The 19,919-nt window shown below is 43.9% G+C and carries 19 protein-coding genes; 11 read left to right on the forward strand and 8 right to left on the reverse strand.

What is annotated here, in order from left to right:
- Position 1 precedes the first annotated feature (1 nt).
- From fcl to KDW03_RS03375, 10 genes are read left to right on the forward strand one after another with little or no spacing between them, the layout of a single operon-like run.
- Entirely contained in the window at positions 2–955 is a 954-nt protein-coding gene (gene fcl, locus KDW03_RS03330) for a GDP-L-fucose synthase (RefSeq protein WP_271435983.1), read from the forward strand.
- Positions 952–1,665 (forward strand): glycosyltransferase family 2 protein, encoded by a 714-nt coding sequence (locus tag KDW03_RS03335; RefSeq protein ID WP_271435984.1) that lies wholly within the window; start codon positions 952–954, stop codon positions 1,663–1,665. The genes fcl and KDW03_RS03335 overlap by 4 nt, the downstream gene beginning before the upstream one ends.
- 4 nt (positions 1,666–1,669) lie before the next feature.
- Complete coding sequence (locus KDW03_RS03340; protein ID WP_271435985.1) at positions 1,670–2,038, forward strand: DUF2304 domain-containing protein; 369 nt, start codon at positions 1,670–1,672, stop codon at positions 2,036–2,038.
- Positions 2,035–2,793 carry a glycosyltransferase family 2 protein gene (locus tag KDW03_RS03345; protein WP_271435986.1) on the forward strand — a complete coding sequence of 253 codons (759 nt, stop codon included), beginning with the start codon at positions 2,035–2,037 and terminating at the stop codon, positions 2,791–2,793. Before KDW03_RS03340 ends, KDW03_RS03345 begins: the two co-directional genes overlap by 4 nt.
- Positions 2,794–2,809: 16 nt before the next feature.
- Positions 2,810–3,310: a hypothetical protein gene (locus tag KDW03_RS03350; protein ID WP_271435987.1), complete on the forward strand. Its 501-nt coding sequence runs from the start codon at positions 2,810–2,812 to the stop codon at positions 3,308–3,310.
- Positions 3,298–5,568: an O-antigen ligase family protein gene (locus KDW03_RS03355; protein ID WP_271435988.1), complete on the forward strand. Its 2,271-nt coding sequence runs from the start codon at positions 3,298–3,300 to the stop codon at positions 5,566–5,568. Before KDW03_RS03350 ends, KDW03_RS03355 begins: the two co-directional genes overlap by 13 nt.
- Positions 5,553–6,656, forward strand: a complete 1,104-nt coding sequence (locus KDW03_RS03360; RefSeq protein WP_271435989.1) for a glycosyltransferase family 4 protein — start codon at positions 5,553–5,555, stop codon at positions 6,654–6,656. Before KDW03_RS03355 ends, KDW03_RS03360 begins: the two co-directional genes overlap by 16 nt.
- Before the next feature lie 4 nt (positions 6,657–6,660).
- The gene (locus tag KDW03_RS03365; protein ID WP_271435990.1) at positions 6,661–7,662 is read left to right on the forward strand and encodes a glycosyltransferase family 2 protein; all 1,002 of its coding nucleotides are present in this window, start codon (positions 6,661–6,663) and stop codon (positions 7,660–7,662) included.
- Positions 7,659–8,915: a glycosyltransferase family 4 protein gene (locus KDW03_RS03370; RefSeq protein WP_271435991.1), complete on the forward strand. Its 1,257-nt coding sequence runs from the start codon at positions 7,659–7,661 to the stop codon at positions 8,913–8,915. Before KDW03_RS03365 ends, KDW03_RS03370 begins: the two co-directional genes overlap by 4 nt.
- Positions 8,916–8,917: 2 nt before the next feature.
- Positions 8,918–10,384 (forward strand): flippase, encoded by a 1,467-nt coding sequence (locus KDW03_RS03375; protein WP_271435992.1) that lies wholly within the window; start codon positions 8,918–8,920, stop codon positions 10,382–10,384.
- 11 nt (positions 10,385–10,395) lie between these two features.
- Here the strand turns inward: KDW03_RS03375 and KDW03_RS03380 are convergent, their stop codons facing one another.
- From KDW03_RS03380 to KDW03_RS03390, 3 genes are read right to left on the reverse strand one after another with little or no spacing between them, the layout of a single operon-like run.
- Positions 10,396–11,559 carry a glycosyltransferase gene (locus KDW03_RS03380; protein ID WP_271435993.1) on the reverse strand — a complete coding sequence of 388 codons (1,164 nt, stop codon included), beginning with the start codon at positions 11,557–11,559 and terminating at the stop codon, positions 10,396–10,398.
- A 9-nt stretch (positions 11,560–11,568) separates the two neighbouring features.
- Positions 11,569–12,600: a glycosyltransferase gene (locus KDW03_RS03385; protein ID WP_271435994.1), complete on the reverse strand. Its 1,032-nt coding sequence runs from the start codon at positions 12,598–12,600 to the stop codon at positions 11,569–11,571.
- 2 nt (positions 12,601–12,602) lie between these two features.
- Complete coding sequence (locus KDW03_RS03390) at positions 12,603–13,784, reverse strand: glycosyltransferase (RefSeq protein ID WP_271435995.1); 1,182 nt, start codon at positions 13,782–13,784, stop codon at positions 12,603–12,605.
- 703 nt (positions 13,785–14,487) lie between these two features.
- Here KDW03_RS03390 and KDW03_RS03395 point away from each other — a divergent pair.
- The gene (locus tag KDW03_RS03395) at positions 14,488–15,288 is read left to right on the forward strand and encodes an IS1595 family transposase (RefSeq protein WP_271435996.1); all 801 of its coding nucleotides are present in this window, start codon (positions 14,488–14,490) and stop codon (positions 15,286–15,288) included.
- A gap of 325 nt (positions 15,289–15,613) precedes the next feature.
- On the opposite strand, the gene KDW03_RS03400 is transcribed toward KDW03_RS03395, so the two are convergent.
- The 5 genes from KDW03_RS03400 to KDW03_RS03420 are packed head-to-tail and all read right to left on the reverse strand — an operon-like array spanning position 15,614 to position 19,905.
- A complete protein-coding gene (locus KDW03_RS03400; protein ID WP_271435997.1) occupies positions 15,614–16,273 on the reverse strand; it encodes a carotenoid biosynthesis protein in 660 nt (219 codons plus the stop codon).
- A gap of 3 nt (positions 16,274–16,276) precedes the next feature.
- Positions 16,277–17,755, reverse strand: coding sequence for a phytoene desaturase family protein (locus tag KDW03_RS03405; RefSeq protein WP_271435998.1), 1,479 nt, complete (start codon positions 17,753–17,755; stop codon positions 16,277–16,279).
- The gene (locus KDW03_RS03410) at positions 17,752–18,435 is read right to left on the reverse strand and encodes a lycopene cyclase domain-containing protein (RefSeq protein WP_271435999.1); all 684 of its coding nucleotides are present in this window, start codon (positions 18,433–18,435) and stop codon (positions 17,752–17,754) included. The genes KDW03_RS03405 and KDW03_RS03410 overlap by 4 nt, the downstream gene beginning before the upstream one ends.
- Complete coding sequence (locus tag KDW03_RS03415; protein ID WP_271436000.1) at positions 18,432–18,965, reverse strand: phytoene desaturase family protein; 534 nt, start codon at positions 18,963–18,965, stop codon at positions 18,432–18,434. The genes KDW03_RS03410 and KDW03_RS03415 overlap by 4 nt, the downstream gene beginning before the upstream one ends.
- Positions 18,940–19,905 carry a phytoene desaturase family protein gene (locus KDW03_RS03420; RefSeq protein ID WP_271436001.1) on the reverse strand — a complete coding sequence of 322 codons (966 nt, stop codon included), beginning with the start codon at positions 19,903–19,905 and terminating at the stop codon, positions 18,940–18,942. Before KDW03_RS03420 ends, KDW03_RS03415 begins: the two co-directional genes overlap by 26 nt.
- Between the last annotated feature and the right edge of the window lie 14 nt (positions 19,906–19,919).

The following is a 19,919-nucleotide window of genomic DNA, read 5'->3' on the forward strand; positions in this document are numbered from 1 at the left end:
TATGGAAAAAAACGCGAAAATCTATGTTGCCGGACATCGTGGGCTGGTGGGAGGGGCTCTTCTCAGGGCTTTGCAACAGCAGGGATATACCAATATCATTACGCGAACGCATCAGGAGCTGGATCTCACGAGACAGTCGGAGGTGGAAGCTTTTTTCCAGAGTGAGAAGCCTGAGTACGTTTTTTTATCGGCGGCAAAGGTGGGAGGGATTCTCGCCAATGCGACCTATCCCGCTGACTTTATCTATCAGAATCTCGCGATAGCGATGAATGTGATTCATGCCGCGTATCTCCATGGGGTAAAAAAGCTTCTCTTTTTAGGGAGTTCCTGTATCTATCCAAAACTCTGTCCTCAACCTATCAAGGAGGAATATCTTCTGACCTCTTCTCTTGAGCCTACGAATGAGGCGTATGCGATTGCAAAAATTGCTGGTCTGGAGATGGCTCGTTTTTATCGTAAACAGTATGGTGTTGATTTTATCTCCGCTATGCCAACCAACCTCTATGGACCGGGGGATAATTTCCACCTTGCGCACTCCCATGTGATTCCCGCTCTTTTGCGGAAATTCTATGAAGCAGTGCGGGAACAGAAAGCTGAGGTGGTGGTATGGGGAACAGGGAAACCCCGTCGGGAGTTTCTCTATATTGACGATCTGGCTGATGCCCTCATTTTTTTGATGAATCATTACAGTGATGAGAGTCATATCAATGTGGGCGTTGGCGAAGATGTGGAAATCCGTGAGCTTGTGGAGATGATACGGGAGATAAGTGGTTTTTCTGGAAAAGTGGTGTATGATACGTCGAAACCGGACGGAACCCCGCGAAAACTCCTCGATGTGAGTCGGCTTACTTCCCTTGGATGGAAGCCCAAAACCTCTCTTCGCGAGGGGCTAGAAAAAACGTATGCGTGGCTTGTGGAGCATTATGATGCCATTGTTGCGCGGGAGGAACGATGAGAAAAAAGATCCTGGTGATTATCCCTGCCTATAATGAAGAAAAGGCGATTGGCAAGGTGATAGAGGATCTTTTGAAGTATTTTCCGGAAGGGGATATTCTGGTTGTGAACGATGGTTCCCGGGATAATACCTCGGCTGTAGCTTCTCAGTATGAGGGGGTGACCGTGGTGAATCTGCCGGTGAATCTCGGGATTGGAGGGGCTGTTCAAACAGGCTTCAAATACGCTGCCCGGTATGGATATGATATAGCGATCCAGTTTGATGGGGATGGGCAGCATCTTGCAGAAGAGATCCCTTTGCTTTTGAAACGTATGGAAGAACTCCAGGCCGATATGGTTATTGGGTCCCGTTTTCTCAGTCCCGATGTGGATACTTTTCGTTCGACCATGGGGCGCAGGATAGGAATAAAAATCTTTGAATGGATAAATTCTCTTTTGATCAGACAACGGGTCACCGATAATACCTCGGGTTTTCGTGCCTTTAACCGTGAGGCTATCCTCTTTTTGGCGGAGAACTATCCCGTCGACTACCCTGAACCTGAAGCGGTGATTCTTCTTGGAAGGAATCGTTTTAAGATTGGAGAGGTGCAGGTAAAGATGCGAGAAAGGCAGGGGGGACACTCTTCTATCTTTGGCTGGAGATCCGCGTATTATATGATAAAGGTACTTGTTTCTATCTTTCTTGTAGCGCTTCGGTATCGGGTGAGGTGAGGGTATGACAAGGGTTCAATTGGTAGCCATTGCGGGAAGTTTACTGTATTTGTTTGTTATTTTTCCGTTAGTTTTTAAAAAGAAGATTCGCGAAGAGTATGCTCTGTTGTGGCTTTTTTTTGGGTTTGTGCTTTTGATTCTTTCTTTGTGGCGTGAGGCATTGCACTTTCTCTCCTCACTTGTAGGGATTTATTATCCTCCGACATTTCTTCTTCTTGTGCTCATCGGGGCTATTGTTCTTATTCTTGTTCAGTATTCTGTGGTGATTTCCAAACTTACGTCACGAATAATTGAGCTTACGCAGGAGCTTGGTCTCACAAAGATGGAGCTGGAGAAACTCAGAAAAGAGCATAAGCAGGAGACAAAAAAATGAAGATTTCTGTGGTTATTCCTTCATACAATCAGGGACGATTCATTCGTCAGACGATAGACAGCATTCTTGCTCAGGAGGGGGATATTGAGGTTTTTGTGGCTGATGGGGGGTCTACCGATGAGACGGTCGAGATCTTAAAAAGTTATGGGCAAAAAATTCAGTGGGTTTCTGAAAAGGATAAAGGACAGACCGATGCCATTAACAAAGGGCTCTCTCGTGTCACGGGAGATATTGTTGCCTATATCAACTCGGATGATTTTTATATGCCTGGTGTTTTTAACAAAGTGCGGGAGGTTTTTGCAACTCATCCTGGGGTAATGTGGGTCACGGGAGACGCTTTGATAGTTGACGAAGAGGGAAAAGAAATTCAACGCGGGGTAAGGTTCTACAAAAGGGTTTTGCGAAGGTTGCCTTTTCCGTGGATCTTGTATATTACCAATCCTATAGTCCAGCCAAGTACTTTCTGGAGGCGCAGTCTTGTTGAAGAAATCGGGCTTTTTCGCCAGGATAAGCACTATACCATGGACTATGATTACTGGTTACGAATTATTCGTTATTACAAGCCGTATATTTTGGTGGAACCTCTCTCGGCTTTTCGGATTCATGGTCTTTCCAAGGGTGGAAGACAGTATGAAAAACAGTTTCAAGAGGACTGGGAGACAGTCCGGGAACATTGTACCAATCCCTTTTTCTTGTTCCTTCACGCTATCCACAATAGCCTGATTGTGGGGATGTATCGGATGATGAAAGGATGAAGGGAAGATAAGAACGATGAAACAATTTCCCTGTTCTTTCAAAGAGTTGACAAAGGTGGTTTTACCTTTTTTTGTCTTTTTTGTGGGGGGATATTTCTTCTTTGCTCTTTTTTTTGAGATAGCGGAGATCAGGTACGCTCTCTATGAGATAAAGGTTTCTTTTCGTGGAGATTTTGAAAGAGATGACTTTGCACAAGAATTTCCCCAAAAACTTCGAGAAATTTCTCCTGATTTTGATACTCGACTGGATTTCTTGTGGTGGCCAGGCCAGAGTAAACCTTTCTATGAGTTTGTGTTACGTTTTGCTGAACCGCTTCCCACAGTTTCTCAGGAGGAACGTATCCTCACTTCTCTCAAAGGCTATTTAACCAACACACGCTGGTATGAGATTTCTTTTTCTCGTTTTCCGCCTTTCTCTTCCAAAAACATACGGTTCTTGTCATTTCTTCTTGGGCTTTTTCTTGCCCTGGGAGTGAGTGTTTCTTTGTGGATAGGAGGGGTCGCATGCAAAAAATGATGTCTTCTCTTCGCTGGGTGCTTCTCTGGCTTATCTTTGCGATGGGTTCGATGGATATTTTTGGGGTTTTTCATGTGAAAGGGTTTACCGTACGGTGGGTTTTGTTTTTGATGGCGGCGTTTGTTCTTTTGGAGGGGACGAGGCTTTTTCGGGAGAAAAAATGGCACTTCTCATGGTGGTGGGGCTGGCTCGTTGCGATCGCTTTTTTTCATACGCTTTTTTCTTTTATGAGTCCCGCAATCTTTCGTGGTCTGGGGTATGCTGTATGGCTCTGGCTTTTTGTCTTGTGGGTTGTTGTTCTTTCCCATATATCCAGGGAAGAAGGTATCTTTGCAAAACTGGTGGTGGTATATGTGACGTCGTTTCTCCCTGCGATGATAGTGGGATGGCTCCAGTGGGTTATCCCCTCCCTTGCCTGGAGTGACAGCTTTCTCTGGAAATCCCAGGGGGCTCTCGGGATAACGGCTTACCATGCTCTTCACCGAGTGAACGGCTGGAACTATGAGCCTTCGTATTTTGCGACGTATCTGCTTCCGATTTTTCCGCTTCTTGTTTCCCTTATCGTTCATCAGAGGGGAAAAGAGCGTATTTTTACAGCTGTTTTTTTTCTTTTTGCGGCTTTGATGCTTTTCTTGACAACTTCTCGGATGGGGTGGCTTGCGGGAAGCATATTTCTTGTGGGAAGTCTGGGAATATGGGGGGCAAGGAAACTTTTTCAGACGAAAAACAAGCGTCTTCTCCCTTATCTCTGGATAGGAGTGGGAATGGCCGTAGTGATGGTGGTTCTTTTGGGGGTAGGATTTTCGTCTTTTCGAAATCTTTTTGTGAAGGTGTTAAAATGGTCGTTTGTTGAACGGCTTGAGGGGATGCAACATACGCTCAAGGTGTTTTTTACGCATCCGTGGAGGGGTGTGGGACTCGGTGGGGTTGCCGGGGCTATCGCTCAGCTTCAGCAGGGGATAGTGCCCCAGGGGGGAGAAGTCAAGGCGTTTGAAGGGATGAACGTGCTTTTTGAGTATATGGCTGCGTTTGGAGTGTGGGGGATGTTTCTTCTCGGAGGTTTTTTGGGAAGCGTGCTTGTTCTTTTGAGACGATGGTGGGACAAGCTTTCTTCATGGGAGAAAGGGATAGGGATAGGGCTTTTTGCTGGTCTTGGGCTCCAGGTGTTTCTTTTGCTTTTCAATCAGAATATTCTCCGGGTGTATGTGTGGAATCATGTGGCGATGGTTGGGGCTTTTCTTGCTACCATGGAAGCCCCGGGGAAAGAAGAGATAGAGGAAAAAGAATCTCAACTTTTCTCTTTGCCTGTGTGGTTCTCCTCGTTTCTTTTAGCCGTAGTGGTAGCGTCTCTTTTTGTCACGGGGTATGTCTTTCAACCGATACGGGTAAAGGTCTATGGGGGGGACTTCCAGTGGAGATTTGCGAAAGGGATAGAACCCATACAGGCGAAAATTTTTTATGTAGTACATGAGGTAATCATTAAGGATATTATTCCTTCGGGTGTTCCTGTTGTAAGTAATACAACCACATTTTCTTTCAAAGATTCGTATTCTCTTTCAAAGACTTTTTTCACAAAAGAGGAGATTTCACAGGTTTATTCCGGGTGGAAAGATAGTTTTCATCTTCAAGAAAAATACTTCCGTGAAAGAGTTGAAGAAGGGGATACATATCTTCGAGAAATCGATCCTCACTATCTCGATAGTCCCGAAAACTTTTACCGGGCGATGAATGCTTTACTCGAGAAGGATGAGATTTTTGCCACGTGGGCTCAGAAGTATCCTCTCTCGGATCTTACGCATTTTTATCTGAACAAGAAAAGAAAAACTCCCGGTGAAAAAGTGCGCTTTCACCGATTGGTACTGGAGGATGTTTTTCCTTTTCTTCCTTCTAATCTTGAAGAGCATAGAATACGCTACTATCTTGTTGAACTGTCGTGCACTTTTGTTGATCTTCCGGCAAACCAGAGTGAGCAGACCAATATGCTTTTTTCCAGTGCTATAACGAATATTCGGTGGGATACCAGCCTAGGAGTGATAGAGACGCCTGTGGAGATTTTTCCCGTACGCTTTTTAAGGAAGGATGAGAGAGTTTTTCGTGTTTTTTGGGAATTTTCTCCGATGTATTGGAAACTTCAGGCCATTCATTACCGAAACCTTTTTACGGTTTTGGTGGTGGGCGTTTTCGTTCTTACGTGGGGATTAAGCTACCTCTGGTTTAAGAAGCTTGCAAAAAGGGAGCAAAGATGGGAAAAGCGTTAAGGATCGGGGTCGATGCCCGCCCTCTCCGGGAAAAAAAGGCAGGGATAGGACGGTATGTTGAGGAGATGGTGAATGCACTTTCTCAGCGGGGAGAGGTGGAATTGGTGCTTTTTTCAAACAGAAATGTCGTCCTTGACGAACAGGTCAGAGGGAAGGTGACCATCGTTGAAGATAAAAAATGGAAGTATCTGCCTGGAACCCTGTGGTATCTTTTGCGTATACCAGGGCTTATCCAGCGGTATGGAATCGAGATTTTCTGGGGAACGCAACATGCCCTGCCTTTCACAAAGCCCCGGGGGTGCTTTTATGTGGTGACGTGGCATGATCTTGTGTATGCGTTCTACCCGGAAACCATGTCATGGTACAACCGTCTTGTTTCTTTGCTTGTTGTAAAAAGGACCCTGGCTGTAGCAGACAGTATTGTTGCCGTTTCAGAAACAACAAAACGCGATCTGCTTGAGCATCATCCGTTTGTTCCCTCGTCAAAGGTGTCGGTAATCTATGAGGGGAAGTCTCTGCCCGATGAAACCAGTGTCACTTTTTCCCAGCAGTATACTCCTTATCTTTTTTTGCTGGGTTCTTTAGAACCAAGGAAAAACATCCTCTCTGTTCTTGAGGCTTTTCGCTTTATCAAAGAAAAACGTCCTGATCTGAAGCTTGTGATCACCGGGGGAAGAGGATGGAAAAAAACGGCGCTCCAGAACGCGGTAGATCGTCATCCGTACCGGCAGGATATTGTGTTTACGGGGTATGTGTCCGATGAGACGATCGTGGACTTATTCAAATCGTGTGAAGCGTTTCTCTTTCCTTCCCTGTATGAGGGATTTGGGCTTCCTCTTCTTGAAGCCGAGGAGAAATGCCCTGTGATTGTGAATGATATCCCTGTTTTTCGGGAGCTTGGGAGGTTTTTTGAAAACCTTTTCTTTTGTGATTTCTCAGAAGATTCAGAGAGAGTTGCTGATGACATTTTCTTTATTCTTTCGGGGAATCCAGCAAGACTTCTCCTTCGTGGGGAATATCGGGAGATATTTACCTGGGAGTATGCTGCTCAAAAGATGGTACAAGTATTGGGTATGAAAGGACAGTAGCTTTATGGAGATAAGTAAACCTTTGTATATCAGTGTCATTATAGTAAACTACAATACACGTGAACTTACATTGGCCTGTCTAGCCTCCTTATATTCTTATACTGAAGGGGTATCTTTTGAAGTGATAGTGGTAGACAATGCTTCAAATGATGGAAGTGGAGAGGCTATTCGTAAGCACTTTCCACAAACAAAGCTTATTATAAATTCTGAAAACCTTGGGTTTGGTGTGGCTAATAACATTGGTATTCAACATTCAAGGGGTAAATATATTTTCATGCTTAATTCTGATACCCTACTTAAGAACAACGCCCTCAAGATATTTTATGATTTTATGGAAGCACACCCTGAAATCGGAGCTTGTGGTGGGTGGTTAAAGGATACACAGGGTAAAACCATACATTCGTATGGCCGTTTTCCATATCTTGGTTGGCAAGTGCCAGAAATTCTTAGAGATGGGTTTTTACTTACTCTTGAGTTGCCATTTTTACGATGGTTAAAAAAGCTTAGAAAACAGAAAAAAAATAGCATAAATGTAAATACAACAGAAGAAACAACCGAAATCTATCCTGTAGATTATATTGTCGGGGCAGATTTTTTTGTTCGTAAGAGTGTTCTTGATCAAGTTGGTCTGTTTGATCCGTATTTTTTCCTCTATTTTGAAGAAACCGATTTACAATATCGTATGGCCCAGAAAAACATCCCTCGAGTTCTTATAAAAGAACCTTTCGTTGTGCACCTTGAAGGGCAAAGTAGTTCTCCAAAAAGTATGCGAAGTTATACGTTATCGAAGGTGAGTGCTTTGCGTTTTTATCGAAAGCATTATGGTTTTTTGCGGAGCGCGGTTTTGTGGGTAGTGTATATCCTGGTAGCAGGATGGATATTTTTTATAAACCTTTTTGTCAAAAGGTATAGCATAAAAGAGACATGGCTTCATGGGTTGTCCATGCTCACGGTGGATTATGCATGGGTTTTGCCTTTTTTGAAGAAAAAAAGGGGAGAAAAATGACAAGAGAGAAAAAACGCGTGCTTTCCTGTCCTTCGGACTTTAGTTTTATGGTACATCCTGAGAGGATAGAATGGTTCTGTCGGGATACACTTTTGAAGCAGAAGGGGTATTCTCTTCTCCTGGTTGCTCCTTATAATGAAACACTTCGCGAAAAAAATCCCGAGCAGTTTGAGCTTTTTTTGTCACGATGTCGTGAGATCTATGATGATGTTTTTCTTTTTCCTATGAGACGGGGGATGAAAGATATTTTTTCTCCCATTCCCCTTCAAGCAAAGAAAAGAAGCCCGAGGGGGAAAGACATGACTTCTCTCCAAAAGTGGCTGGCGGGGTATCTTGGCCAGATAGTGGGCGTACTTATTGAGATTAGCTTCACTTTTGAGGTGGTAAAGCCTTTGCTAAAGAGTTTTAAAGAGAAGCATATACCTGTCCTTCTTCGTATGGAAAATATAGAAAGGGATTTTTTCTGGTATCATTACAAGAGAGTTTCTCTTCAACAGAAGCTTTTTGATCCTCATAGCTGGATTCAGCTGATGGATGTGCTCAAGCTTAGCTGGTACGAACCATCCGTGATAAAAAAAGTAGACGGGGTTTTTTGTCTTTCTACGAAAGATACAGAGTGGTGTCTGAAAAAACGAAAAGATGGGGTGTTTTTTATCCCTTATTGGTACCAACTCCCCCAAACCAGGGAACAACCGCTGTCAGTGGAGGAAGAGCAGATCCTGCAAGAACTTGAGAAAAAATACCACAAAAATAAGATCCTTTTTCTTGTGAATAACTTTCGTGATGGATATAATACAAAAGAGGTCAGATGGTTTATTGAAAAGGTTTTTCCTGCTATCAAACAAAAGGTGCCTGAGAGTGTCTTTTTGTTTGGGGGATATGAGGTGACAAAGTACTTTTGCGGTAAGGATCTCCCCGAGGGAGTTGAGATGCTTGTGGACATCCCCTCGGTAAAACCGTACATGAAACGGGCAGATCTCATTCCTCTTCTCACCAAAGCTCCCGTAGGGGTTAAGATCAAGCTGGTAGAGGCGCTTTTTTACCATAAGAATGTGGTAAGTTTTCCTGAGGGGGTGAGTTGTTCTGGTGTTGAGTCTTTGCTCCCTGTGGCAAGAACGAAAGAAGAGTGGATTTCCTCGTGTCTGACTATCCTGAGAGGGGAAAAAGATTGCGCGCAGGCATGGGAGAAATTTGATGAGCTTTACGATCATAAAAAGAATATTGATTTTCTCGAGAGATTTTTTAAGGAGTAACGATGAATCAACCATCGCTTAAACGAAATTTCTTCTACAATGCTTTAATGACTTTTGCCAATTTCTTTTTGCCTATGGTTGCCGTGATGTATACCTATCGAATCCTGGGACCTGTGAATATCGGTAAGATTAATTATGTTCAGGCATGGGTCAATAACTTTCTTTTGTTTGCTAATTTGAATATCGGGGTATATGGGCTACGGGAGATCGCCACGGTGAGAGATGATAAAGCAAAGCTTGCGCAAACTTTTAGTGAGATTCTTTTGATTTTGTTTGTGACGCATGGGGTGGCTTTGCTTGTTTTTGGGGTTTCTTTTTTGGTTTTTCCGGATTTTCAAAGGGAAAAGATGCTTTTTCTTTTGTTTGGAGCCCTTCTTCTTTTTAATCCTTTATCGTTAGATTGGTTTTTTGGTGGTATTGAGAATTATCGGTTTATAAGTCTGCGAAATATTACGGTGAAACTTCTCATGTTGCCGGCGATCTTTCTCTTTGTTCGGCGGGAATCGGATTATGTGGTGTATGCGTTGATTTTAGTGCTTGCCACGGTGATTCCTTTTTTGTATAACTTTTTGCATAGTAGACACTATGTAAAATGGGAGATCTCTTCCGTGAAACATCCTCTCCGCCATTTGAAGCCCATGTGGTTTTTCTGGATGAGTAGTCTCGTGGGATCGCTGTATGTGAATGTTCCGGTTATTCTCCTGGGGAACATAGCAGGAGATCGGGCGGTAGGTCTTGCCACGGTCGTGAGTAAGATTGTAGGGTATACGTACGCCCTGGTAAGCATGCTCAATGCCGTGGTTACCCCGCGGGCGAGTTACTACTATGGGAATGAACGAACAGAAGAGTACGAAAAGCTGCTGGCGACAAGCTTGAACTATATCCTTCTCCTTGCTCTGCCGGCGATAACCCTTTTTATGGTTATTGGTAAGGAAGTTATCTGGATTATTGGGGGGAAAGAGTATGAAGAAGCTTTTTGGGCTCTGCGTGTTGCCGGGATTATGCTTTTACTAGATGGAGTCAATTTGTGGGCAGAAAGCCAGCTTTTGCTTCCACGAGGGATGGCGAAGGAGCTTTTCTTTTCTACTCTTGTGGCATCGACTATAAATATTTTATGTAATATCTTTTTTATTTCTCGCTTTAGTTATCTGGGAATTTTTATCTCTTCCATTATATCGCAGACAATAAATATGGCGATCAAGATGTTTTTTGCAAAACATTTTACTCCCTTCTTAAAGATTAAAAAAGATGTTTTTTTCTATTTTCTTGGTTGTACAGGTATCTTTTTATGGGGGTGGTTTGTGAAATCTTTTTCTCTTTCACGTCTTTTGTCTTTTTTTATTGTTTTGTTGGGGGGAGGTTTTATCTATCTTGTTACTCTTGTTGTGTCTGGAAACGAGTTTTATAGAAAAGTAAGTGAAAAAATTTTGAGTTATCTCCCTCGTTTCTTAAAAGTGAAAAAAGGATAAAATCCTTTGCCCTACAAGGATGTATACCTTCTTTTCCATTTTTCAAGGTCTAGAGTTTTTCCCAGGCGATTGGTGAGGGCATCAAAAAACGCTCTCCATAGGAGAGAGAGGCGCGCGATTTTGTGGTCCTGAAAAAGAAGGATAAGGAGACTCCATCGAAACAACCAGGCAAGAAAGTAAGAAACAAAACGTCTGGAAAATTCTTTGGCAAGGTTCCTTTTTATAGTAACGATCTTGTTTCTTGGGGCGTAGTAATAGTCCATAAGGGAATCGGCAATATCTGGCCAGGAAATGGTTTTGCTAAAAATCTTTATCTGTCGTCGGGAGGGGGTGGATGCCTCGTGAAGGATGCCCTTTTTGTGCCAGATGATGCTTTTTGAAGCATAGAGCAGAGGGATCTGAGCATTTTTTGCCCGAAGGGCCCAATCCACATCTTCATAATACATGAAGTATCCATCAGGAAGAAGACCTATTCTCTTTAGTGTTTTTAAGGAGAGGAAACAAGAACTTCCTGTGATAAAATCAGGTTTGACGTTCTCTTCGCTGGTAGCTTCTTCTTGTGATTTGCCAAAATCAATCCAATGGGTAGAGTACCTGGAGTCGATGGTCCCTCCTGCCAGGGTATAAACGAGATCGGGTTTTTCGTATAGGAGGGTTTTTGAGCCAATCATACATCCCTGGGGGTACTCTCGAGCTTTCTGGACGAATTCTGAGAGGGAGAGAGGGTGAACAACGGTATCGTTATTGAGAAGCCAGAGAAAAGTGCTTGTGCCCTGCGAGAGGACGTATCTCATCATGAGATTGTTTCCCTCTGAAAAACCCTCGTTTCTGTCGTTCTGGATGAGAATAAGTCGCGGCAGGGTGGGAGAAAAGGTGGTGTTTTCCTTTTCTTTGTCGCCTCCTTGGAGGGCTTTTTCGCGGGTGTAGAAGACATAGGGGATGGGTTTGGGGGTAAGGGGGAGAAGGTAGTCCTCGAGTTGAGGGGAGAGATGGGGAGGGGTTTCTTTGCCTTCTGCCCATGCTTTTATGTGCTCCATGGAATTGTTCGAGGAGAGATTATCGCATACAATGATTTCATACGAGGGGTAGTGGAGCCTGGTGACGCTTTCAAGACATTCGAGGGTATCCTCCCAGGAGTTGTAGTTTAAGATGAGGATAGATACTTTGTTTTCCATACCAACCTCTTACTTTATCCCTTGAAAAGTTTCGATAAGATTTTTTGCATACGTTGTCCAGTTGTGTTTTTCGTAGAATTCTTCCTGTGATCTTTTTGCGGGAAGGGGGAATCTTCCCTCGTAGAGGAAGTGGAGGGTTTCTTTCCATTGGCGAGGATGAAAAGGGAGGTAAATGGCTGCGTCTCCAAGATACTCGCGAAATACGGGTATGTCGGAGACCACGGTAGGGGCTCCACAGTAGACTGCTTCCATAGCCACGATGCCGGCGGTTTCAAATCGGGAAGGCTGGACCACTGCCGTGGCCCCTTTGTAGGCTGAGATGAGCATGTTTCTCTCGAGGCGTCCGTAACAGAAGGTGTTTTTTCGTGTGGCGATAAGGCGATCAAAATCTTTTTTGAGAGATGGTTGTATGTTTTCTGTTCCGGTTAAGACAAGGGGAAAAGAGGTATCTTTGAGGGCGCAAAGGAGGAAGAGCTGGTTTTTGCGCTCTGTCACGTTTGCTGCGGGGAAAAAAATGTAGTTTGTGAGTCCTGAAAACTGCTGGAAAAGTGCTGGCTGGATTTCTCTATAAAGATCAGGAAGATCCAGGGGCAGACCAAGGTGATTGACAATAATCTTCTCTTTAGGAATGCCAAAGATATGCATGAAATCATGTTTTTCGAGGGTATTGTTTACCATGATTTTATCGGCTATAGTAAGGAGTTCTTTTCTTCTTTTTGCTACATTGTCTAAGGGGAAAAGAAGTCCCATGGTGTGAGAAATTTTCATAGTAAGCCTGCTCTGGGGGCGGTCAAAGATAGGAATAACGACAATTTTGCTGTTATATCTTCTTTTTAATTGTCGAAAGATCTCAGGGGTATGGAGGGAAAATCCAAAGACAAGAATATGAGAGAAATCTTCGCCGTTTTCTTGGGTCCAGTCAAAGGGTTTGGTATCAACACCGAGGTTTTGAAGGGCGTGGATGGTTTGTTTGGCGTGGGTCTTGCCACCGCCATCATCCACTGACCAGGGGTACGAAAGAAAGAAAAGGCATGATTTCATGTTTACCTTCCTTTTTCTCTCGATGCTGGTGGGGAAGTAAGGATATCCTTCATCATCGCAAGCTTTTGCCTGGCAACACTGGAAAGGGAGAAACGAGAGAGCGCGAGTGTTCTTAGCTTCTGGGAGATTTGCGGTTTGGAAATCTCTTGAGAAACGATTTTTTTCATGATCTCTGCGAGGGCTGTGGCATTGTTTTCTTCGAAAACGAAGGAGGGATCTCCAACAACATGGGGGATTTCACCTGAGGATGAGCCAATGACAGGGGTGCCGCAAGCCTGACTCTCGACAATGACACGGCCGAACTGCTCTTTCCACCAGGAGGTGGTTTTGGAGGGGAGAACAATGGCGTCCATGAGGTTGTAAAAATACACTAAATGTTCCATTGGGCGTGCTTTGAGAAGATGGACAGTATTTTCCAGGAGGGGATCAGAAAGGAGAGTCGCGAGGGTGGGCTGGAAGGAGAGGTTCACTGAACCGAGAAGGTAGAGATGAAAACGGTACCCGGCAGAGAGCAGAGATTTGGCGGCTTCGAGGAGGGTATCAATGCCCTTTTCTTCGGTGATTCTCCCGACGTATCCTATGGCAGGAAGGGAGGTGTCAACCTCAGGGAAATAGGAAGAGGCTTCTTTTTTTTCCAGGGGGAGGAAAAGGGTTTCATTGACAAAATAAGAGGTTTTGTAGATTTTTTTTTGAAAGCCTTTTGCTTTGTAGAGTTCTATACCATCGGTGGGGACACAGGCTATGCCGTCGATAGCATGAAGCACAAAGCGTTCTATCCAGTGATAAGGGAGAGGTTGTCGGAGAACGAGATTTTCATCGCTTTCAATAAGGATGCGGCTTTTTCTTGAAAAGATACGGGCAAAAAGCACCCACTGGAAGGCTGCAAGGGAGTAGGGCTCTTCTTTGATGTAAATGATATCAGGCTTTGTCTTGAGAAGAATACGCATGATGGAAAATTTATTCACGAAGAAAAAGCTTCGTATATGGTTACGAAAGGCAACAAGAAGTCCGTAGGCAGGGTAGGATGATGGGGTGTGGTTGTCCCAGTGTTGGTCTCGACCGCTTTCTGTCCAGCGGTGAGCGGTGACCAGGGTGAGAGAAACGTCTGCCTCTTTGCTCATGGTATCGAGGAGTCTACGAAAACCTGGTTCTACCGCGGCATGCCAGATATACAGAATTCTCATAAAGCCTCCAGGGGATGGGATAGAGTTTTTTGGAGTTATTTTATTGTAAAGAAGAGGAATTTTTTTTGCTATTATTGAGGAGGGGTGTGTATTGCTCTTTCCTTGTTGCAGTGTGTCTGTCATGCGGGCTATTACCTTGTTGCAGTTGGAAGAGGGAGCTATAGCTATTACCTTGTTGCAGTACAAAAAACGCTAGCTATTACCATTTTGCAGTAAATGTGTGGGACCTGAAGGCTGTTTCCTTGTTGCAGTCTAGAAACTGGGCTAGCTCTTACCATATCGCAGTAAGGATCCTAAGCTATTCCCTTGTTGCAGGAAAAAACTCTTGCTGTTACCTTGTCACAGTGGGAAAAATTCCAGCTATTACTTTTTCACAGTGGTAAACATCGCGATAACACTGCAAAAAGGTAAGAGCTTACGTCGAAAATTCCAGGTTAAACGTTTAGCCTTTATATCTCCTCTCACACTCTCACGTGCTTTGAGATTTGCTCTTACCATGTTGCAGTAAAGAAAAAACTTTCTCTTACCCGACCTTAGGAAATCTCTTGTCCCACACACTGCAACAAGGGAAGAGCATTTTTCTCAACCCCCAAAATCTCCCCATCGATCTTACTTTTAAAATATATAAAACATCTTTTTTAACAACTATAACAAAAAATTTTCGATATATATAGTATGAAAAAATTTCTCTAAGGAGAAAGCTATGGAAAAGGATTTTTTCACACTCTCAGAAAACGAATCTTACCAGATTCTCGAAAAAGCCCTCTGGCCAGAGGGACCTATTTACCCAAGGTGTAAGGCAAAGGCTCACCTTCTCTCGTGCCGGCTCGTGTATCAGTGCCCCAAGTGTGGCAGACAATTTTCCTTAAAAAGCCAGTCCATCATGCGAAAAAGTCACCTCTCGCCAAAAATCTGGCTTTCTGCCATGTTTCTTGTCTGCCAGGATTGTGGCATAAACGCCGTCAAACTCTCGAAACTTCTTCATATCAGCTACAAGGCAAGCTGGCTTCTTCTTCAAAAACTGCGAAGCCTTATGCGGCTTACCACTCGCCATCACACGAAATCCCTCCAAAAGCTTGTCAAAACCTTTTTCTTTCTCTCCGGCATCAAACGCCGCCAAAGAAAAAACTTTTCCCCCATGCAGGTTGTCGAACTTGATGCGGATGATACCCCTTCTAAACTTCACATTCACCTTGTGGATGATGTGAGTAGCGATTGGCTTTCAGACTTTTTTGGCAAGCTTTTCCGCCACACCTCGGTGGAAAAAAGAACGCCTTGGCTTTCCCACCTTAACGATGGGTTGAAAAACCTTCTTGAAGACGTCTATCACTATGGTTGTCGAAAGCACATGCAGCGCTATCTTGATGAGTTTTGTTTTCGGTTTAATATCGAGGGGGCTTCTCAAAGGTTTGAAGAGCTTTTAAGAAGGCTTGGCAAACGTCGCCAGCTTCTCCCGTGGAAAAAGCTGGTGACTGAGCCGCTTATTCTTCCCATCTGGGCGTAGGTTTTCGTTTTTTCTTTCTCAACACATTTCCTGCGTCTGTCAAATAGAAAACTAAAAGTTTTTGTTTCATTTTGTTTTTTTGAATTTTTTTCATCCTTTTGAAAGAAAAGGACAGGAAAAACTCGAAAATTCATGGTGAAAACGTTTTTTTCGTGAGGTAAAAGATGAAAAAACTTTTGCTCTTCCCTTGTTGCAGTAAAAAAGCTCTCCACAAGCACCATAAAAACTGAAACAGGCTAAGAGCAGCTCTCTTCTCCTGCGACAAAGTAATAGCTAAACCCCAAACCCCCTTTTTCCACACTGCAACAAGGTAACAGCCGCTCACCTACACCCCCAATCCTCCCAGCCGCAAGGCAACAAAAAACAGCATCTGGATGAGAAGATACCCCGTCAGAATACGATTCTTCACCTGAACCCCTAAGAGATAATACAGCATGGCAGAACCACCCGCAATCACTCCCCAGGCAATATAATTTTGAAGAGGAATCACATTTCCCGCCCAATACCAGTATCCCAATCCCATAGCCAGAGGTTCCATAATCCAATCAAACACCACCGCTCCCAGGGCTGTAAAGACAATCCCAAGAAAAGGTCGTAATCTTTGCCAAGGAAGTACTTCTATAGCCTGAAGAAAACCAAGCACCACCAAAGTCCATGTGAATCCTATCACCAAAGGCACTCCAAAAAAACCAAATCCCAAAACCTCTCCATAATGATAACTTCCAAAAATCTTTCCCGTAGCCACCCCAATAGCCTCCAGAGCAAACGTCCCAACAAATGAAATACCAAACCACAACAAAAAGCGACCCTTCCCTTCAATAACAGAAGGCAAAACAACCCATACCCCTGTAATCCCAAGAAACCACGGCGTCAAAACCATCATCAAGGGAAATGTGGGCTTCCAGAGATGGCCAACTATCCCAACAGCATACAAAAGAGCAGGTATTCCCAGCAAAAACCAGGGATTTTTCATAATTTTATTCATATTCTACCCCTTTTCATATTTCTCTATAAGTTCAGAGGCTATCTTAGCCGAAAGCAAAACCAGGGGCATCCCACCCCCCGGATGGACTGACCCACCAACCAGATACAGTCTTTGGTACTCAGAACTCCGATTTGGATGACGGAGAAAAGCAGCATTCCATGAATTAGAAGAAATCCCATAGATACTTCCAAACGTACTCCCTGTTTCTCGTTCAATATCGGCAGGTGTCAGTGTTTTTTCCAGAACAATATGAGAACGAACAGATTTCCCAAGCGATTTTTCAAGACGAAGAAGAATCCTTTCCCGAAGAGCATCCTTCATTTCTTCCCAATTTTGCCCTCGATGAGGAGGCGTATTAATGAGAATAAACCAGTTTTCACAACCAGCAGGCGCATCCTCTGGATTAACCTTACTGGTAATATTAATATACACCGTAGGATCTTCAGGAAGAACCTTTCTTACAAAGATATCCTCAAACTCTTTGCGGTAATCTGCCGAAAAAAAGATATTATGCACCCCCAGCTCCGGGAAGCTTTGATCCACGCCCCAATAAAAAACAAAACCAGACGAAGATGGCTCAAGTTTCCTGTAACGTTTTATCCATCGTCCATCAGAACATCCAAGCATCCGATAGGTCTGGTACACATCAGCATTTGACACAACAAGATCGTAAGAAATCTTCTTTCCCTCTTTGAAGATACCCTTTACCATCTTTCCTTCCGCCCATATCCGCTCTACAGGAGTATTGTAGAAAAACCTCACCCCTAATTCTTTGCCAAGTCTCTCAAGGGCGGTTGCCAGAGCATGAATACCCTCACGAACAGCCCATCCTCCCCCGGAATACTCCACATAGGGGATAATATCAAGCGTTGCCGGAGCCTGAAAGGGATTTGAGCCATTATAGGTAGCATACCGATCAAAAAGTTGAACCATTCGCCCATCGTCAAACGAACGAAGATGAGCCTCATGCATCGCACGAAAAACATCCATCCGCCAGAGTTGCACGAGACTTTTCATCCCTGAAAAAGAGAGATAGGTATCCATCTCCTGGAGACTCTTGTACAAAAAAAGATTTCCCCCTATCCCGTAGAGTTTTTTAGCTCGGCGAAAGAACCGTTGTATGTTCTCTTTGGGAGCCCACCCAAGATGAAAAAAATGTTCAATAAACTTTTCTACTGATCCTGGAGCAAAAGTGCGCGAACCATCATCAAACCAGTAATGACAAATGGGATCCAGTTTCACCGGCGTACAATAATCAGAAAACCGCTTTCCACAAAAATGAAAAAGCTCCTCAAAAACCTCAACCATAGTCAGAAGGCTTGGTCCCGCATCCATTCGAAAACCATCCCATGTCTGCTCAAAGTTTTTCCCTCCAGGACCACTCCTCTTTTCAAAAACATCCACCTGCCACCCCATTCGAGCGAGGCGAGCCGCAACGGCGAGGCCCCCCATGCCAGCACCAATCACAGCAACCTTTTTCATAAGCCTATCCATGATTTTACTTGAAGATAGACAAGAAGCACCAACCCCAGATGACTGATATTATACACAAAATCCTCAACAGGAATCGTGAACAGACGAACATTCGTATTGGCCGTCGTATTATAAAAAATCGTAGGCAGACTGGTATACAAACCATCAACAACCAAAAAACCGACCGTACTCAAAGCCAGAAAAAACAAAAAACCCGTGTGCCCCAAAAGACCTGGAAACAACATCCCCTGCAACACAAAAAATACCGCCGCTGAGAAAAGTGCAAAAACTGTATACCCACGTCTTCGCATAAACCAGGCAAAAACAATACTTACGCCGCCAAGAAGCCACGACCACCATCCCTCCCAAGGCAGGAGCTGATCATTGCCAAAATAAGCTACGCCTACCTCATAAAGGAAAAGACACGCATAGGGAATACACACAAAAAAGAGATATTCCCCCAGTGGAAGATGAAAAAGCCTCCACTTTCCCACATACTCATCATTGAAACGCCAATGTCCCTTCCATACGGCCAGCACATCCCAGACAAGATAAACCACTCCCACAGAGAGAGCAGAAACAACATAAGGTATCCAGTAACGCGCAAAATGCACCTTCTCATCAAAACTCAACACAAGAGGAACAAAAGCAGCAAAGATAGGAATAATCACATACATCCATTTTTTCATAGGCCCTCTCTTTCGAGTTCCTTCATCACAATCTCCGAAGAGATAAGACACATGGGAACCCCTACGCCTGGATGAGTGTATTGTCCCGTATAGTAAAGGTTTTTCACCTTTTTAGACTTATGCGCTGGACGAAATATTGCCGTCTGGAAAAGTGTATGAGCAATTCCAAGAGCCGTTCCCTTATAGGCATGATAATCGTTCTCAAAATCTCGAACCGTGAAAACCCTCTGAACCTCAATAAATGGTCGAATGGATTCCCCTGTTACCCGTTCCACATGCTCAAGAGCCTTGTTTACGTAGATCTCTCGCTGACTGTCCGTATCCTCTAAACCAGCAGCAATGGGAATCAAAAGAAAGAGGTTTTCACATCCGTGAGGTGCCATTTCAGGATCAGTAAGACTTATAGCCGAGAGGTAGAAACAGGGATTCTCCGGCCAACCAGGTTTTTTAAAGATCTGATCAAAATGCTTGTCCCACTCACGGCTAAAATAGAGATTGTGGTGCTCAAGGGAGGGAAGCTTCTTTTTCACCCCCAAGATACACGATAAACATCGAAGGTGCCATGGTTCGTTTTTCCCAGAAACGGGGCTTGTAGGTCTGATATTCGGGTTCAAGAAGTTTTGTCTCTCCCCAGGCATAATCCCCGGAGTTGATCACAAGATCAGCGGGAAGTGTGCCTTCATCGGTAAGTACCCCCACAGCCCGACCATTTTCTACCAGGATTTTTTTCACTTCAATTCCTGTTCGCACCTTTGCCCCATGCTCTGTCGCAAGTTTTGCAATAGCCTGCGCCACAGCATTCATTCCCCCTTTAGGAAACCACACACCAAGCTTCAGGTCTACATGACTCATAATAGAGTACAGCGCTGGAGCATTCGCAGGGCTTGCACCGAGAAAAACCATCGCATACTCAAGAATCTGTCTGGCACAAATATCCGTAAAATATTTTCTTACAAAACTATCCAGCGTGGCAAAAATATCCAGTTTCAGGCCCTCTGTCAAAATTTTCCAGTTAAAGAAATCAAAAATCGATTTGTACTCTTTGTACACAAACTCAGACATGGCAGTTTTGTATTTGTACTCGGCTTTTTCCATATAAGACACAAGTTTTTTTGCCCCATTGGGTTCAAAACTCTCAAAGAGAGCCTTTGTTTTCTCAAAATCTTCGGTAATACGCACCGGTTCATGCCCTTCATAAAACACCTTGTAGTAGGTTTTAAGTTTATGAATGGTAAGATAATCGTTGATATCTTTGCCAAAAAGCTTAAAAAAACGCTCAAAAACCTCAGGCATAAGGTACCACGATGGCCCCATGTCAAACTTGTAGCCTTTATCTTCCCAGAGACGAGCCCTCCCGCCAATTTCAGGATTTTTCTCCAGAACTTCAACTTCGTGTCCACGTGAAGCAAGAAATGCGGCCATAGAAAGCCCCGCATACCCAGCCCCAATCACAATAACCCTTTTCTTCATATATTCCTCCAAAA

Origin of the sequence: Thermospira aquatica, assembly GCF_023525255.1 — a bacterium.
GTDB lineage: Bacteria > Spirochaetota > Brevinematia > Brevinematales > Thermospiraceae > Thermospira > Thermospira aquatica.